Below are 17,304 nucleotides of genomic sequence, written 5' to 3' on the forward strand. Positions count from 1 at the left end.
TTGACCCAGGCGCCATTCTTCTTCGAAGACGCGACGCAGGCTTCGACGAAGGCCACACCCTTCACGCCGTCATCGACGGTGGGGTAGACCACTGCCTTGTCGACGGCCTTGCCCTTCTTGCGGGCGTTGATCGCATGCGCGGCTTCGGTATAGATCGTCGCAAAGGCTTCGAGATAACCTTCCGGATGCCCTGATGGCACGCGCGTGACACGACCGGCAGCAGCGCCTGAACCGGCGCCGCCCCGGGTGATCAGCCGCTTCGACTCGCCGAACGGCGTGTACCACAAGTAGTTTGGGTCCTTCTGGGTCCATTCCAGCCCGCCCTTGGTACCGTAGACGCGCACCATCAGGCCATTTTCATGGCCGGGCGCCACCTGGCTGCACCAGAGCATGCCCTTGGCCGGCTTCTCAGAGCCCTTCGCCTTGAAGCGCAGCATGACATGCGCATTATCGTCCAGCCGGCGGCCCGGAACGAAACTGTCGAGATCGGCGGCGAGGCTGTCGAGCTCCAGGCCGGTGATGAAGGCGGCGAGATTATAGGCATGCGTGCCGATATCGCCGGTCGAGCCGCCGACGCCGGACTGCGCCGGATCGGTGCGCCAGGCGGCCTGCTTCTGGCCGGTTTGTTCAACCGCTTCCGTCAACCAGTCCTGCGGATATTCGGCCTGGACGACGCGGATGTCGCCGAGTTCGCCATTCGCGATCATCTCGCGCGCCTGGCGCACCATCGGATAGCCGGTGTAATTATGCGTCAGCACGAAGAGCGCCCCGCTCTCGTCGGCGACCTTCTTCAGCTTCTTCGCATCGGCAAGGTTGGATGTCAGCGGCTTGTCGCAGATGACATGGATGCCGCGCTTGAGGAATTCCTTGGCCGCATCGTAATGCACATGGTTCGGCGTGACGATCGCCACCGCCTCGATGCCGTTCTTCAGCTTCGCCTCGCGGATCGCCATCTCGCGATAGCTGGAATAGGTCCGCGACGGATCGAGGCCGAGGTCGCGGCCGGATGCGATCGCCTTGTCGGCCGAAGCCGACAGCGCGCCGGCGATGAGATCGTACTGATCGTCGATGCGTGCCGCGATACGGTGCACCGCGCCGATAAACGCGCCCGCGCCGCCGCCCACCATGCCGAGCCGGATGCGCGGCTCGCGTGTCTGTTCGGATGATGCTTCGATTGCCATTGATTCCTCCTGAAATTAAACTTGGTGCGGATGCGCCCCTCATCCGGCTGCCGCCACCTTCTCCCCGTAAACGGGGCGAAGGGACCGTGTCGCACCCTCTCCGTTCCCCGCTCGCTCTCGCAAGGCACGTCCCCTCTCCCCGTCTTTTACGGGGAGAGGGTTAGGGTGAGGGGCAAGAGCCACCAACCGGTGTGTGCTGTTAAGAAAGCCCCAGCATCCGCCGGTTCGCCGCCTGATCCGTGCCGCTGCCGGCAAAATCGTCGAAGGCCTTTTCCGTGACGCGGATGATATGGGCGGCGACGAATTCGGCGCCTTCGCGGGCGCCGTCTTCCGGATGCTTCAGCGCGCATTCCCATTCGACCACGGCCCAGCCGTCGAAATTATTCGCCGTCATCTTCGAGAACACCGCGCCGAAATCGACTTGGCCGTCGCCGAGCGAACGGAACCGGCCGGCGCGTTCCACCCAGCCCTGATAGCCGCCGTAGACGCCCTGGCGCCCGGTCGGATTGAACTCCGCATCCTTGACGTGGAACATCTTGATGCGGTCCTTGTAGATGTCGATGTTGTCGAGATAATCGAGGCACTGCAGGACGTAGTGCGAGGGATCGTAGAGCATGTTGGCGCGCGGATGGTTCTTCACCCGCTCCAGGAACATCTCGAAGGTGATGCCGTCATGCAGGTCCTCGCCCGGGTGGATCTCGTAGCAAACGTCGATGCCGTTCTCGTCCGCATGGTTGAGGATCGGCGTCCAGCGGCGAGCGAGTTCGTCGAAGGCAGTCTCGACCAGGCCGGCAGGACGCTGCGGCCAGGGATAGATGAAGGGCCAGGCAAGCGCGCCGGAGAAGGTCGCATGCGCCGTAAGCCCGAGGTTCTTGGATGCCGTCAGCGCCATCTTGACCTGCTCGACCGCCCATTCCTGACGCGCCTTCGGGTTACCACGCACCTCCGGTGCCGCGAACCCGTCGAAAGCTTCGTCATAGGCCGGATGCACGGCGACGAGCTGGCCTTGCAAGTGAGTGGAGAGTTCGGTGATCTCGATGCCGTTTTCGCGAGCCTTGCCGGCGAATTCGTCGCAATAGTCCTTGGACGTGGCAGCTTTCTTCAGATCGATCAACTGGCTGGCCCAGGTCGGCACCTGGACGCCCTTGTAGCCGATGTCGGCCGCCCATTTGGTGATCGCGTCCCAAGAGTTGAAAGGAGCAGTATCGCCCGCAAACTGGCCAAGGAAAAGGCCGGGGCCTTTGATCGTTTTCATGTCAGATTCCTCCCTGAATATCGACCGTAAACGTTTCTGATATGTTGTAGCACGCTATTTGGCGGGAGCAAGGCGCCTCCTCGCCCTTGGCTCGTGATTTGGCGCGAGGCCAGATGCGATATGGCTGCGAGCTAAACACGATGGGCTTTGGCGGGCAAGAGGTACGTGCAGCATTTTCGGCCACCACTGTATGGAAGCACAAAAAATGCGCCCATCCTTTCGAATGGGCGCATGTCTCAAGTCGATGGATCAGAACGGCGAATCCGGGAAATAGAACTCCTTGGCATTCTCCTTGGTGACGAGCGTCGCATCGAGAATGTAGCTACCATGAACCGGGACCTGATCGTAAAGTGCCGCCGCCGTCAGCTCCATCGCCGTGCCGACCATTGCCGGCGGATAGAGAACGTCGACCGGGATCAGCTTGTCGCCGTCCATGACCTTCTTGACCATGTCCTTGGAGCCGGCGCCGGCGACGACATATTTGATGTCGGTGCGCTTGGCCTGCTCGATCGCCTGCAGAACGCCGACGGCCATGTCGTCATCCTGGCACCATACGACGTCGATCTTCTGGTACTTGGTCAGGTAGTCCTGCATGACCTTGAAGGCATCGTCGCGGTTCCAGTTGCCGTACTGGCGGTCGAGAACCTTGACGTTCGAGCCGGCAATGCCCTTGTCGAAGCCGTCCTGGCGCTGCTGGTCGATCGGGATCGGCAGACCGCGGATGATCACCACTTCGGCGTCCGGCGTGGTGTCCTTGATGTACTTGCCGGCGACTTCGCCGAGAGCCGGGTTGTTGCCGGCGACATAGAGGTCGCGCACGGAATTGTCGTTGTTGCTCGGCGCACGGTCGACAAGAGCGACGAACTTGCCCTTGGCCTTGACTTCCTTGATGGCGTTGACGAGCGGATCCGGATCCGACGGCAGGATGACGAGGGCGTCGATGCCCTGCGTATCGAGATCCTGCACGGCATTGGCCTGGCTGGCGGCGTCCGGCGAGGTCTTGACGATGACATTGAGACCGGGATGTTCGGCCATCAGCAGCTTGGCGACACGTTCGGCATGGAACACCACGCCCGACGTCCAACCGTGGTCGGCGGCCGGAATGGATACGCCGATCGTGAATTTCTTGTCCTGGGCGTGAGCGGCGCCGGCGAACGTCACCGCCGCAACCGCCAGGCCCAACATCAATTTACGCATGCTATTTCCTCCCAATAACTTCAGGGACTTTTCCATACGGGACCGGACGCCCTGTAAGCCCGATCAATTATAGCCCCGGCCAATTGCAAGCCCGGTCAATTCATGATTTGCCAATTTATGATTTACGCACCAGCGAGCGCTGGACGAACATGGCGATGATGATGATCGCACCCTGGATGGCGCCGATCAGATACTCGCTGATGAAATTCGAAAGCAGCATGATGTTGCCGACGAGTTCGAGAATGAAGGCGCCGCAGATCGTGCCCCACACCCTGCCCGCGCCGCCCTTCAGCGCCGTACCACCGACGACGACGGCCGTAATCGCCTGCAGTTCCCACAGGATGCCTGTCGTCGCCGACGTCGAGCCGAGACGGGGAACGTAGAGCAACACGGCAATGGCGACGCACAGTCCCTGGATGACGAAGGCAATCGTCCTGACGCGGTTGACCGCGATGCCCGAATAGCGGGCGACATCGCTGTTCGATCCGACCGCGACGACATGGCGCCCGTAGCGGGTGCGATAGAGGATGAAGGCCGCAACCGCCGTCACCGCCAAAATCACCACGATCGGCACCGGCACGCCGGCGATATTGCCGAAATAAGCCGGACGATAGAGCGTCTGGATATCGGCGGAGCGAAGCGTGATCGCGCCGCCCTGCGACAGCCATGTCGTCAGGCCGCGATAGATGCCCATTGTGCCGAGCGTCGCGATGAAGGGCTCGATCCTGCCCACCGTCGTGATCAGGCCGTTCGCCAGGCCGCAAAGCGCACCTGCGACAATGGTGAAGACGGCCGCGACCGTCAGCATCAGGGCCGGGTTTTCGATGGCGCCCGAATTCATCAGCAGGATCATCAGGCTGGCGACGAAGGCCACCATCGAGCCGACCGACAGGTCGAGATCGCCTGCAGATATCACGAAGGTCGCACCGACCGCGATGATGGCGATGAAGGCGCTGCGTGTCGCGACATTGGCAAGGTTGGTGATGCCGATGAAATTAGGATTGACCAGGGCTCCGACGATCAGCAGCAGTGCCAGGGCGACAAAAGGCGCGACTGCACGCAGGTCGACATCCCGCCAGGATCGGCGCCGGATTTCCCTGGTCTCCTCGTTGACGCTCATTTCCAAAACCAACCTCCCGCCCCATATTTTCTGGGCATCTAATGTGTCGTCCTGATCGGCGAAGCCTGCTTCAGCCCTCAGGCGGCCGCCTTCTTCTTGAGCCCGGCGGCGTAACGCATGATCTCCTGCTCGGTAATCTCGTCTCCCTCGAGCACGCCGACGATACGGCCTTCGCGCATCACCGCCACTCTGGTGCAGAGGCCGATGACCTCCGGCATCTCCGACGACACGACGATGATCGACCGGCCGTCCCGGGCGAGTGCCGAGATGAAATGATAGATCTGCTGCTTGGTGCCGACATCGATGCCGCGCGTCGGCTCGTCGATGATGATGATGTCAGGCTCGGTCTCCATGACCTTGGCAAGCAGCAGCTTCTGCTGGTTCCCGCCCGACATGCGGCCGGCGACGATATTGCCGTCACGAACCCTGATGTCGAAGCGGCGCTTGGCCTTTGCCATTGCGGCCGCTTCACTGCCCGGGCTGAGATAGCCGTGACGAGCATGCCTTCCGAGCGATTGCAGTGTCAGATTGGTCACCATGCCGGAGCGCAGCAGCAGGCCTTTCGACTTGCGGTCCTTGGTCATATAGGCGAGCCCGCAGCGATTGGCGGCATGCACGTCGCCGGAGGGAACCGTTTCCCCCTTGATGATCACCTCGCCCTCGAGACGGGTCCGCAACCCGGCGATCGCTTCCATCAGCTCGGTGCGACCGGAGCCGATCATGCCTGAAAAACCGATGATCTCGCCCTTGCGCACCTCGAAGCTCGCATCCTTCACATAGCCCGTCGACACCGAGGCGACGCTGAGGACGATTTCCTCGTCGACATCAGGCTCGACCTTGGCGGGATAGAGGCTGGAAAGTTCGCGGCCAACCATCAACTGCGCGATCGATTCCCCGTCCAGAATGGATGTCGGCGATGTCTTGATCCACTGGCCATCCCGCAGCACGGTGACGCGGTCGGTCAACTCCATCACCTCGTCGAGCTTGTGGGACACGAAGACGAAGCTGGTACCCTGATCGCGCAGCTTGCGAACCTGCTTGAACAGCATACTGGTCTCTTCCCGCGACAGCACGGCGGTCGGCTCGTCCATGAATACCACCCGCGCGTCGCGGCTGATTGCCTTGGCGATTTCGACCATCTGCTTGTCGGCGATGGAAAGCGTGCTGATCAGCGCATTCTCATCGACATGCGAACCGAGCACGTCGAGAACCTTGCGGGTCTCCGACCGCATATATTTGCGGTCAAGCACGCCGAAGCGCGTGACTTCGCGCCCAAGGAAGAGGCTCTCCGTCACGGTCAGATGGTCGGCGAGGTTGAATTCCTGGTGAATGATGACGATGCCGAGTGCCTCGGCGGCGCCGTTGGGCGGCAGGACGACAGGCTTGCCGTCGAGCAGGATTTCGCCGGAACTCGGCTGTTCGAAACCGGACAAAACCTTGACAAGCGTGGACTTGCCGGCGCCGTTTTCACCCATGAGTGCATGGATTTCGCCGGCGCGGAGATCGAAGTTCACGCTGAAGAGGACCTGCACTCCACTGAAGGATTTGCATATGCGCCTGGCGGACAGCACCACGGGTGCGGTGTCGGCGGTCTCCACGGTCATCTGGTCCTCCCCAAAGCGGCTCCCGGTCCGCTCTGGCGCCTTATGTAAACCTTTACATACATCGTGTAAAGGTTTACATCGTTGATTTACACAGATCAGTTGAAGCCCGCCTTTGACCTCTCGACAAGTCTGTGTAGTGTCGCGGCGAAGACAGCCCAAGGCAGAGCTCAGTGTCGAATTCCACGCCCGCAACCATCGAAGACGTCGCCCGGATCGCCGAGGTCTCCATCGCGACGGTTTCCCGGGCAATCCACATGCCGGAAAAGGTCGCCAACTCCACGCGCCTCAAGGTCAACCAGGCGATCGCCATCACCGGCTATACGACCAACGCCATGGCGCGCAGCCTGAGGCTCGGCCGTTCCAACATGATCCTCGTCGTGGCGCCCGATATCGGCGATCCCAATTTCTCCAACATTCTCGTCGGGCTGGAGAACGAAGCGCGCGCGCACGGCTACGGCATCCTGATCGGCCACACGCAGAACGACGCCCAGCGCGGTCTCGAATATCTGAAATTCCTAAATTCCAACCAGGCTGCCGGGCTGATCCTCTTCACCGGCATCCTGCCCTTCGGGCATCAGACGATGACCGCGCGGCTGCCGCCGAGCGTCGGCGTTTTCGAGCCCGTCTTCAACGGCGGCATTCCCTATGTCGGCGTCGACGATACCGAGGGCGCTCGCAAAGCGGTAGACCTGCTGCTGGCCGAAGGGCATCGCAAGATCGCCTTCATCGGCGATTCGCGCACCCGGCTTGCCTATACCAGGCGCCGTATGGGTTACGATGCCGGTCTCGATGCCGCCGGCATCCCGCCCGACAACAGGATCGTGCTGGAAGGCGACGGGACGATCGAAAGCGGGCGGCATGCGGTCGAACAGCTTTTCATGCGCGACACGCTTCCAACCGCCTTCATGTGCGTCAACGACCAGACGGCGATCGGCGTCATGGTCGGGCTCGGCGCGCGAGGCTACGACATTCCGCGGGATTTCTCGGTGACCGGTTTCGACGATGTACCGCAGGCCGTCTTCATATCCCCACCGCTGACCACGATCCGCCAGCCGAGAACGGCGATCGGCAAGCAGGCAATGGCGCTGCTGCTGGAACTTCTGTCCGATGGCCGGCCGACCGAAACGGAAATCCTGCTGCGGCCGGATCTGGTGGTTCGAAACTCCGTCTCGGCACCGTCGCGCAACTGGTCGAAACGGTAAACCAATTGAGGCTGAAGGTTTTGCGCCGTCGCCGCCTGGAGAGGGTTGTGCCGGCGACCAATGGCCGCCGGCGCTGATCGTCAGACGTAACGGTTGACGACGTTCTCCAGCAGTTCCTGCTTGCCCGATCTTGGCTGCGGGTTGACGTCCTTGCTCTCGACCCAATGGGCGATCTCGTCCAGCGAATATTCGCCGCGGAAGAGCTTCTGACTTTCAGCCGAATCCCAGCCGGCATAACGATCGGCGAGCGGCTGCGACAGAGCCTTGTCCTCGATCATCTTGGCGGCGGCCTTCAGGCCGCGAGCGCAGCAATCCATGCCGCCGATATGACCGATCAGCAGATCCGCCGGGTCGAGAGACTGGCGGCGCAGCTTCGAGTCGAAGTTGGTGCCACCGGTCTTGAAGCCGCCACCAGCCAGAACATGGTAGTAGGCGAGCGCCATTTCGGGAACATTGTTCGGGAACTGGTCGGTATCCCAGCCGGACTGGTAGTCGTTGCGGTTCATGTCGATCGAGCCGAAGATGCCGAGCGCATTGGCAAGCGCCAGCTCGTGCTCGAAGGAGTGGCCGGCAAGGATCGCGTGGCCCTGCTCGATATTGAGCTTCACCTCGTTTTCAAGGCCGTGCTTCTTGAGGAAACCATAGACGGTCGCGACGTCGTAATCATACTGGTGCTTGGTCGGCTCCTGCGGCTTCGGCTCGATCAGGATCGTGCCCTTGTAGCCGATCTTATGCTTGTATTCGACAACGAGGTTGAGGAAGCGTCCGAGCTGGTCGAGCTCGCGGCCGATATCGGTGTTGAGCAACGTCTCGTAACCTTCGCGGCCGCCCCAAAGCACGTAGTTCTCGCCGCCGAGCTTCTGCGTGGCGTCGATGCAGGTCTTGACCGTCGCAGCAGCGAAAGCAAAGACATCCGGATCCGGATTGGTGGCTGCACCCGACATATAGCGGCGGTGGGAGAAGAGGTTCGCTGTGCCCCAGAGCAGCTTGGTGCCGGTTGCGGCCTGCTTCTCGGCGAAATAATCGACGATCTCGTTGAGGTTTTTTGTGTTTTCGGCAAAGTTCTTGCCTTCCGGACGCACGTCGGCATCGTGGAAGCAGTAATAGGGCGAGCCGAGCAGCGAGAAGAATTCGAAGGCGACGTCAGCCTTGAGCTTGGCGGCCTTCATCGTGTCTTCGAACCAGGGACGCAGGAAAGTCTGACCGCCGAAGGGATCGCCGCCCGGCCAGGTGAAGGTGTGCCAATAGGCCACGGCAAAGCGCAGATGGTCTTCCATGCGCTTGCCCATGACGATCTCGTCCGGCTGGTAATGGCGGAAGGCCAGCGGATTGGTGCTGTCGGGGCCTTCGTATTTTACTTTCTGGATATCGCCGAAAAATCCGGTGCTCATGTTGGTTCTCCTTGGGTTCGTATCTTTTCGAAGTTCTGAATTGTTGGCCTACGCCAGCGACTTGATCGCCGGATAGAGCGCCCGGTAGCGCTTGTAGGCGTCCTCATAAGCGCCGCTCAGTGCCGACACCGGCTCGATCGTTCCAGCCGTCACCGGCGGCGTGCAAACCGCAATCGGATCCGCGCCCGTTGCCGCGATCAGGCCGAGGCGGGCAGCGCCGAAGGCCGCGCCGAAATCGCCGTCGGCCGGCAGATCGACCGGAACGCCGAGGGCGGTCGCGATCGACGCCAGCCAGTAACGCGAGCGCGAACCGCCGCCGATTGCCGTGACGCGGGATATGCCGGTGCCGGCCGAACGCAGCGCTTCGAGATTGTCGCGAATGGCGAAGGCGACACCTTCGAGCACCGCCTGGGTAAGAACGACACGGCTGCTTTCATGTTCGAGGCCGATGAAGGCGCCGCGGATGACAGCATCATTGTGCGGCGTGCGCTCCCCGGAGAGATAGGGCAGGAAGGTGACACCGGTGGGCGCCTTCAGCGTCTCGCCGAGTTCGCCGGTGAGATCGGCGGCCGACTTGCCGGTCACCCCGGAATGCCAGTTGAGCGCGTCGGTGGCCGACAGAATGACACCCATCTGGTGCCAGGTGTTCGGCAGCGCGTGGCAGAAGGCATGCACGGCGCTTTCCGGCTTCGGCAAATAGGAACCGTTGGCGGCAAAAAGCACGCCCGAGGTGCCGAGCGAGACGAAGGCAGCACCATCGCTGACCGTGCCCATGCCGCAGGCCGAGGCCGCATTGTCGCCGGCACCGCCGGCCACGACGACATCACCTGATATACCCCATTGCGCCGCCAGTTCGGACCGCAGCTTACCGGCCTGTTCGGTGCCTTCGACGAGCGCCGGCATCTGCTCCTCGGAAAGGTTGGTGGCGGCCAGCAGTTCGGAGGACCAGACACGTTTGCCGGTGTCGAGCCAGGAGGTGCCGGCCGAATCCGACATTTCCGAGATATAGTCGCCGGTCAGCCAGAGACGCAGATAGTCCTTCGGCAGGAGAACCTTGGCGATCTTGGCGAAGACATCGGGCTCATGCTTCTCGATCCAAGCGAGCTTCGGCGCCGTAAAGCCGGGGAAGACAATGTTGCCGGTGAGTGCACGAAAGCGCGGATCGGCATCGAGTGCAGCTGCCTCGACGTAGCTGCGCGTGTCATTCCAGAGGACGCACGGGCGCAGCACCTTGTCGGTCGCATCGATAAGCGTTGCGCCATGCATCTGGCCGGAAAGGCCGATGCCCTTGACCGCCGCCAACTCCTTCGGATGTTTTGCCTTGAGGCCGGCGACAGCCTCCTCCGTGGCGCGCACCCAGTGGGCCGGCTCCTGCTCCGACCAGCCGGAATGCGGACGCGAGACGTCGAGCGAACCGTTGGCCGAGCCGACGATCTTCTGATCACCGTCGATCAGCATCGCCTTGACGCCGGAGGTTCCGAGATCGAGACCCAGATACATGTGGTATTTCTCCCTTTGCCGTTACGGCAGATTGTCTTTCAGGAATATGTCGAGGCGGATGCGCTCCTGCGCTTCGATGACGGCAAGCCCGTCCGCCTTGGCCTTCAGCACGCGGATCGCACTGCGCACCTCATGGCCGGCATCCTGGTTGAGGATCGCATCGATCGTATTGTCGATGAGTGCTGCGCGCGTATGAGCGGTCAGTTCGTGGGCAATCACGGTCAGCACGCGGTCGACGGCCTTCTCCTTTAGCGCCCGGATCAGGCCGCGATTGCCGGCGCCGAGGCTGTAGACGCCGATGATGCCGGCATTCCCGAGCGCGTCGGCAACGAGCCTGTGGGCGACCTCCGGGTCGTCGCGGCCTTCGAGAACCGGCAGGATCGTAAGATCCGGAAATTCCTCGGCCATGACAGCGGTGAAGCCCTCCAGCCGCTCGCGATGGTCGCGCACCAGCATGGAACCGGCGAGCACGGCTATTTCGCCCTTTCGCGGCCCGAGGAATCGTCCGAGCAGGCGGGCGGCTGTGCGGCCGGCGGCGATATTGTCGACGCCGGCATAGTGATGGCGCAGCGACCCGGTGAGATCGGAAACCAGGGTGACGACGGGAAAGCGCTCGCGCACCAGCCTGTCGACGGCGGCGCGTACTTCGGGCGCATCGGTCGCAACCAGCGCAATGCCGCAGGGCTTTTCCCGGGAAAGCTCTTCGAGCACGGAGACGAGGGCGGCCGGATCGAAGGCCGGCACCTCGATGGTGCGGATATCGGTGCGCTCGGCCGACGATCGGAGGACTGCCTGGCGGATCTCGGCATTGAGCCCGTGCATGAAGGAATTATCGCTTGCCGGAAGGATGAAGACCAGCGGATAGGTGCGCCCCTTGGCAAGATTGGCGGCGGCGACGTCTCTGACATAACCGAGCTCGCGGATCGCGGTCTCGACCTTTTCCCGCGTGACGTGGCGCACACCGGGACGTTGGTTGAGAACCCGGTCGACAGTCGCCAGACTGACACCGGCGGCGGCGGCGATATCGTGAACGGTTGGCCTCATCATTCCTCCTGACGAGACCATTAGCGCCAATTTTGATGTACGTAAATCAAAAAATCGAACGGGCGGGTTTCCGCATCGTTTTCCCGGCATGTTCGCTTCGGACCGATCCGGTGGCGATGATCGACCTGATGACATAGCGGCCTGGAAACGGCAAACAAAAAGGCCCTCCGAAGAGGGCCTTTTCAAGGGGCGGCAGGCCGGAGGTCAGTGGCCGCCACCGCCTCCCCCGCCTTGCGGCGCGGGTTTCTTGATCATGGCGACACCGAGGATCATGGCAAGGAAGAGTGCGGTCAGGATCAGGAACACGTCACTGAAGGAAAGAATGATCGCCTGTTTGGTGGCAAGGCCGACCATCTGCTTGATGGCAACCGAGGCGCCATCCATGCCATAGGTGTTGAAGTTGGCGGCCATGTTGTTCATCTGGTCGATCGCTGCCGGATTGCCCCAGTCCATATTCTCCCGCAACCGCTCGTAGTGCACGTCCTGCCGGTTGGTCAGCACGGTATTGATGACGGCAAGGCCGACGGCGCCGCCGAGATTTCTGGTCAGATTGAACAGGCCCGACGCGCCGCGGATGCGCGAGGGCGGCATCGTGCCGAGCGCGATGTTGTTGATCGGCACCATGCACATCATCAGCCCGAAGCCGCGCAGGATCTGCGGGATGAACAGTTCGTAGAAATCCCAATCCGCCGTCAGATGCATCATGATGAAGGTGCCGGCGGCGAAGCTGACGAAGCCGATCACCATCATCAGGCGCAGATCCATCTTGGTCGACAGCCGGCCGGCGATCGGCGCGGTGAAGAACATCGCAAGCCCGGAGACGAACATCGTCTCGCCGATCATCAGTGAATCATAACCGCGGATGCGCCCGAGATAGACCGGATAGATATAGGTGAGACCATAGAGGCCGATGCCCATGACGAAGGAAAACACCGAGCCGAAGGAGAAATTCCGGTTCGAAAAGGCCTTGAGGTCGACAACGGGGAAATCCACCGTGAAGGCGCGATAGAAGAAGACGATGGCTGCAACGCCGGAGGCAACCGCTGCGATGGTGATGAAACTGTCGTTGAACCAGTCGTTCGAATTGCCCTCTTCGAGCACATATTCCAGCGCGCCAAGGAAGACACCCATCGAGATCAGACCCCACCAGTCGAACTTCTTGAAGAGCGACAGTTCCGGCTTGTCGAAATCGATGAAGTTCCAGGTGACGATCGTGACGATGATGCCGGGCACGATGTTGACGAGGAACAGCCAGTGCCAGGAAAAGGCATGGCTGAGATAACCGCCGACGGTCGGGCCGATGGTCGGCGCCAGCGTCGCAATCAAGCCGATGATCGGCGAGACGATGCTGCGCTTCGACGGCGGGAAGATGGTGAAGGCTGCCGCAAACACCGACGGGATCATGCCGCCGCCGATGAAGCCCTGGATGACCCGGTAGACGATCATCTGGTCGATATTCGTCGCCGTCGCGGCAAGCGCGCTCGCCATGGTGAAGCCGGCGGCCGAGATCGCGAAAAGATAGCGCGTCGAGATGATGCGCGCCAGCGTACCCGAAAGCGGGATCATGATCACTTCTGCGATCAGATAGGACGTCTGCACCCAGCCGATCTCGTCGCTGCCGGCCGAGAGGCCGGCCTGGATCTCCGCAAGCGAGGCCGAGACGATCTGGATGTCGAGGATCGACATGAACATGCCGAGCACCATCGCGAAGAAGGCGATGAGCTTCTTCGGATCCATGCGCTCGTCGGCATGGGCGGGTGCCGTCGGCATCGTTCCCGCCGTTGCTGTCGCGCTCCCGGCCATCAGATCACCTCTGCCTTTCCTGAAGGCTTACTTGCTCGGCGCCGTACGGGTGTCGACGTCGACGACGACGCTCAGGCCCGCGCGCAGACGGCCGCTGTCGAGCGCATCCTGCGGCAGCGCGATGCGCACCGGCACGCGCTGGATCACCTTGGTGAAGTTGCCGGTGGCGTTTTCCGGTGGCAGCAGCGAAAAGACCGAGCCGGAAGCCGGCGAGATCGATTCGACGGTGCCGACGATCGGATGATCGCTATAGGCATCGACTTGGACGTTGACCTTCGAGCCCGGCACCAGATGCTGGATCTGCGTTTCCTTGAAATTGGCGTCGATATAGAGCTGGCGCACCGGAACGAGCGCCATCAGGCGCTGGCCGGGAGAAACGAGGTCGCCTTCCTGGACGGAGCGGTTGCCGACAATGCCGTCATAAGGCGCCTTGAGCACGGTGAAGGAGAGGTCACGGACGGCCTTGTCGCGCGAGATCTCAAGCGAACGGACCGAGCCTTCGGCTTCCTTGCGCTGGGCCCGGAGAATGGTGATGTTGGCCTGTGCGGCGGTGATGTTGGCGTCGCCGCCGGCAAGATTGGCCTTGGCCTGGTCGAGGGCGATATTGGCGTTGTCGAGATCGGCGGCGGTGCCGACCGACTTCGCCTGAAGGTCGGTCTGGCGCTTCTGGGTGATCTCGGCACCCCGAACGGCCGCTTCGAGTGCCACCTTCTGCGCCTGCGCCTGCACGAGGCTCGCATTCGCACCTTCGATCTGCGCGTCGATACGCTGCAGCGAAAGCTGTTCGGTGACGATCTGGGCCTGGGCCAAGTCGAGGGCGTTCTGATAATCGCCGTTATCAAGCGTGGCAAGCACGTCGCCCGCTTTGACTTCCTGGTTGGCGACAACGTTCACCTTCGCGACGTAGCCCGTGACCTTCGGCGAAATCGTTGCGATATCGCCTTCGATATAGGCGTCGTCTGTCGACACCATGAAGCGGCCGTTCGTCCACCATTCGTAACCATACCAGCCGCCGCCCGCGAGAAGGGCAAGCACGACGATCGGCAGCACCGGGCTGCGGCGCTTCTTCGCAGCCGCGGGTGCGGCGACCGAAGCCGGTGCCGACTGTGCAGGAGCAGAGGGAACTTCGCGGGCTTCCGCCGTCGGAGCTTCTACAGCCGCGACCTCGGCCTTGACCTCTTCGGTCCCGGCGTTTTCGCTGACGATACGCGCGACGTTGCTCTTCTGGTTGCTCGACATAGCCACTTTACCGATCTGGAGTAAATAATCGAACTGAACGGTTCGGTTCAGTTGACTTAAACCTGTTTTATCGCCATATCAAGATGTATAGAACCAATCGGTTCGATTTCTTTTAGAGAACATGCGAAACCGTCAACACAGTTAAGAGGACATGACGCTGAAACCCGACCACGCCGCCGTATTCAGTCCTCCCGCTGCCGGAGGCCGATTTGCCGCAGGCGAAGATCCGGCCAAGCGCCAGCAGATTCTCGCCGGCGCCAAGCGCGTCTTCATGAAGATGGGGTTCGACGCCGCCAGCATGAACGACGTGACCCGCGAGGCCGGAGTCTCCAAGGGAACGCTCTACGTCTATTTCACCAACAAGGAAGAACTGTTTTCGGCGATGATCGAGACCGAGCGCGCCGCCTTCGTGGCGGCCGTGCGCACGGCGCTTGCCGAACATGACGACCCCGAAGCCGGCCTGTACGAATTCGGGATAAGCTTCGTCACCCATATGACCGATGAAAAGGTCATCAGCGCGATGCGCACCGTTCTCGGCGTTCGCGACCGCATGCCGGTGCTCTGTCAACGCTTCTTCAAAGGCCCGGAAAACCTGCGCACCATCATGCGCGATTTCCTGGAACGCCACATCGCCGAAGGCGCACTTGAGATCGACGACATCGATCTGGCCGCCGGTCAATTTCTCGATCTCGCCAGCGGTAGTTTCTTCAAGCTCCGCCTGTTCGGAAGCATGGAAGAGCCGCCGCCGCGTGACGAAATCGAGCGCGTCATCCGCGGCGCCATCCGGGTCTTCATGGCCGCCTACGGCGCACGCCGGCACGAGACCGTCAGACCGCATCCTTGACCGCCGCGCTCCATCGGCCAAAATTCCGCAATAGCGATCAAATCCGGTTGCCGGCTTTTCTTTAAGGAAGAAGCCGCAACCAGGAGAATAAGGATGAGCGCCGTCGGACGGGCGATCTGGTTCATCGAGAGCCATTTCGAAAGCGATATATCGCTGGAAGAGATATCGGAAGCAGCCGGATTGTCGCGCTACCATCTGTCGCGCGTCTTCGGGCTCGTCACCGGTCACTCGATCAGCGGCTATATAAGAGGGCGCCGCCTCAGCCGCGCCGTGCCGGCGTTGGTCGGCGGTTCATCCACCATTCTCGAGGTTGCGCTTTGCGCCGGCTACGGCTCGCACGAAGCCTTCACCCGTGCCTTCCGCGACCAGTTCGGCATGACGCCGGATGCGGTGCGCAGACAGGGGCACGCCCGTAACCTTACCTTGCTGGAGCCGATCAGAATGGACCCCGCCCACCTCAACGACCTCGAACCGCCCCGCTTCGAAACCCTTCAACCGATGCTGTTTGCCGGCTTGCAGGAGACCTACCCCTATGGCGGCAATGCCGCCATCCCCTCCCTCTGGCAGGAATTCAATGCCCATTTCGGTCATATCTCCGGGCAGAAAGGCAACGTCGCCTACGGCATCTGCACCCATATCGATGGTGAAGCAGAGAAATTCCGCTATATGGCCGCGGTCGAAATTTCCGATGCCGGCGATCTGCCGGCCGATTTTGCAACGCTCAAGCTTCCAGGCCAGCGTTACGTCGTCTTTGCTCATCGTGGCCATGTCTCCGGCATTCCGGCGACGATGAACCGGATATTTGGCGCATGGTGGCCGACCTCCGGCCTGGAGCACGGCGAGACACCCGACATGTTCGAACGCTACGACGAGCGCTTCGACCCCTATACCGGCATGGGCGTCACCGAAATCTGGTTGCCGATCAGAGCATGATACCGAAAAGTGCGAGCGGTTTTCGGACGACATCCTGCTCTAACTCTCTAATTTAGAGCAGGATTCAAATTTAAGGCCGACCCGGCCTTAAATCCTGTTCTAGGGAATAAAAGTCACATCGGTTTCGTATACCCCCTTGCGGCGCTTGCCTGGAAGGCCGGCGACATTACATTGCGAGCGTCATTACTCATGTGACGCAAAGGGGATATATGCTGATGCAGGAAATCATGACGCTCATTCAGGATCCGGCCGCCTGGGTGGCGCTCATCACGCTGGTGGTGATGGAAGTCGTTCTCGGGATCGACAACCTGATCTTCATTTCCATTCTCACCAACAAACTGCCGCCCGAGCACCGGGAGAAGGCCCGCAAGATCGGCATCGGTCTTGCGCTCGTCATGCGTCTCGCCCTGCTCGGCACCATCGCCTGGATCGTGCAACTGACCGAACCGCTGTTTGAAGCTTTCGGCCACGGCTTCTCCTGGAAGGATCTGATCCTGATTGCCGGCGGTCTGTTCCTCGTCTGGAAGGCCACCAAGGAAATCCACCACAGCGTCGATCCGGAAGATCACGGCGAGGACTTCATCGCAAGTTCGGCCACGACAGGCTTTGCATCGGCCATCGGCCAGATCCTGCTGCTCGACCTCGTCTTCTCCGTCGACAGCATCATCACTGCCGTCGGCATGACGCCACATCTGCCGATCATGGTGGTCGCCGTCGTCGCCGCCGTCACCGTCATGCTTGTTGCCGCGACCCCGCTTGCCAACTTCATCGAGAGGAACCCGACGATCGTCATGCTGGCGCTCGCCTTCCTGCTGATGATCGGCACGACGCTGATCGCCGAAGGCATGGGCTTCCATGTGCCGAAGGGCTACGTCTACGCCGCCATGGCCTTCTCGGCGCTGGTCGAGGTGCTGAACATGTTCGCGCGCAACGCCCGCAAGCGAAAACGCGACGCCGCGCATTGAGGCTTGGGCTGGAGGGCGCGGCGGAA

The 17,304-nt window shown here is 61.6% G+C and carries 14 protein-coding genes; 4 read left to right on the plus strand and 10 right to left on the minus strand.

Going from position 1 to position 17,304, the window contains the following annotated elements; all coding sequences use genetic code 11:
* From HX899_RS05690 to HX899_RS05710, 5 genes are all read right to left on the minus strand, one after another.
* On the minus strand, positions 1 to 1,181 hold a 1,181-nt coding region (locus tag HX899_RS05690; protein WP_181291813.1), incomplete at its 3' end, for a Gfo/Idh/MocA family protein.
* A gap of 199 nt (positions 1,182 to 1,380) precedes the next feature.
* Positions 1,381 to 2,436, minus strand: a complete 1,056-nt coding sequence (locus HX899_RS05695) for a sugar phosphate isomerase/epimerase (protein WP_017989458.1) — start codon at positions 2,434 to 2,436, stop codon at positions 1,381 to 1,383.
* A 249-nt stretch (positions 2,437 to 2,685) separates the two neighbouring features.
* A complete protein-coding gene (locus HX899_RS05700; protein ID WP_181291814.1) occupies positions 2,686 to 3,633 on the minus strand; it encodes a substrate-binding domain-containing protein in 948 nt (315 codons plus the stop codon).
* A gap of 115 nt (positions 3,634 to 3,748) precedes the next feature.
* Complete coding sequence (locus HX899_RS05705) at positions 3,749 to 4,753, minus strand: ABC transporter permease (RefSeq protein WP_138333257.1); 1,005 nt, start codon at positions 4,751 to 4,753, stop codon at positions 3,749 to 3,751.
* A gap of 77 nt (positions 4,754 to 4,830) precedes the next feature.
* The gene (locus HX899_RS05710; protein WP_181291815.1) at positions 4,831 to 6,357 is read right to left on the minus strand and encodes a sugar ABC transporter ATP-binding protein; all 1,527 of its coding nucleotides are present in this window, start codon (positions 6,355 to 6,357) and stop codon (positions 4,831 to 4,833) included.
* Between the two features lie 170 nt (positions 6,358 to 6,527).
* Here HX899_RS05710 and HX899_RS05715 point away from each other — a divergent pair, with 170 nt between their 5' ends.
* A complete protein-coding gene (locus tag HX899_RS05715; RefSeq protein WP_138333254.1) occupies positions 6,528 to 7,559 on the plus strand; it encodes a LacI family DNA-binding transcriptional regulator in 1,032 nt (343 codons plus the stop codon).
* An 80-nt stretch (positions 7,560 to 7,639) separates the two neighbouring features.
* Here the strand turns inward: HX899_RS05715 and xylA are convergent, their stop codons facing one another.
* From xylA to HX899_RS05740, 5 genes are all read right to left on the minus strand, one after another.
* Positions 7,640 to 8,950: a xylose isomerase gene (xylA, locus tag HX899_RS05720; RefSeq protein WP_138390603.1), complete on the minus strand. Its 1,311-nt coding sequence runs from the start codon at positions 8,948 to 8,950 to the stop codon at positions 7,640 to 7,642.
* 48 nt (positions 8,951 to 8,998) lie between these two features.
* Positions 8,999 to 10,450 carry a xylulokinase gene (xylB, locus tag HX899_RS05725; protein ID WP_181291816.1) on the minus strand — a complete coding sequence of 484 codons (1,452 nt, stop codon included), beginning with the start codon at positions 10,448 to 10,450 and terminating at the stop codon, positions 8,999 to 9,001.
* Positions 10,451 to 10,471: 21 nt separating this feature from the next.
* Positions 10,472 to 11,494: a LacI family DNA-binding transcriptional regulator gene (locus HX899_RS05730; protein WP_181291817.1), complete on the minus strand. Its 1,023-nt coding sequence runs from the start codon at positions 11,492 to 11,494 to the stop codon at positions 10,472 to 10,474.
* Positions 11,495 to 11,698: 204 nt separating this feature from the next.
* On the minus strand, positions 11,699 to 13,297 hold the full coding sequence (locus HX899_RS05735) for a DHA2 family efflux MFS transporter permease subunit (RefSeq protein WP_171600688.1): 1,599 nt from the start codon (positions 13,295 to 13,297) through the stop codon (positions 11,699 to 11,701).
* A gap of 27 nt (positions 13,298 to 13,324) precedes the next feature.
* Positions 13,325 to 14,536, minus strand: a complete 1,212-nt coding sequence (locus HX899_RS05740; protein WP_171600689.1) for an HlyD family secretion protein — start codon at positions 14,534 to 14,536, stop codon at positions 13,325 to 13,327.
* A 151-nt stretch (positions 14,537 to 14,687) separates the two neighbouring features.
* On the opposite strand from HX899_RS05740, the gene HX899_RS05745 reads away from it, so the two are divergent.
* From HX899_RS05745 to HX899_RS05755, 3 genes are all read left to right on the plus strand, one after another.
* Complete coding sequence (locus HX899_RS05745; protein WP_171600690.1) at positions 14,688 to 15,380, plus strand: TetR/AcrR family transcriptional regulator; 693 nt, start codon at positions 14,688 to 14,690, stop codon at positions 15,378 to 15,380.
* A 93-nt stretch (positions 15,381 to 15,473) separates the two neighbouring features.
* On the plus strand, positions 15,474 to 16,313 hold the full coding sequence (locus HX899_RS05750) for an AraC family transcriptional regulator (protein WP_181291818.1): 840 nt from the start codon (positions 15,474 to 15,476) through the stop codon (positions 16,311 to 16,313).
* A gap of 215 nt (positions 16,314 to 16,528) precedes the next feature.
* Positions 16,529 to 17,278: a TerC family protein gene (locus tag HX899_RS05755; protein WP_018072717.1), complete on the plus strand. Its 750-nt coding sequence runs from the start codon at positions 16,529 to 16,531 to the stop codon at positions 17,276 to 17,278.
* The last annotated feature ends 26 nt before the right edge of the window (positions 17,279 to 17,304 follow it).

Source organism: Rhizobium sp. WYCCWR 11146 (genome assembly GCF_013591995.1).
Classification (GTDB): domain Bacteria; phylum Pseudomonadota; class Alphaproteobacteria; order Rhizobiales; family Rhizobiaceae; genus Rhizobium; species Rhizobium indicum.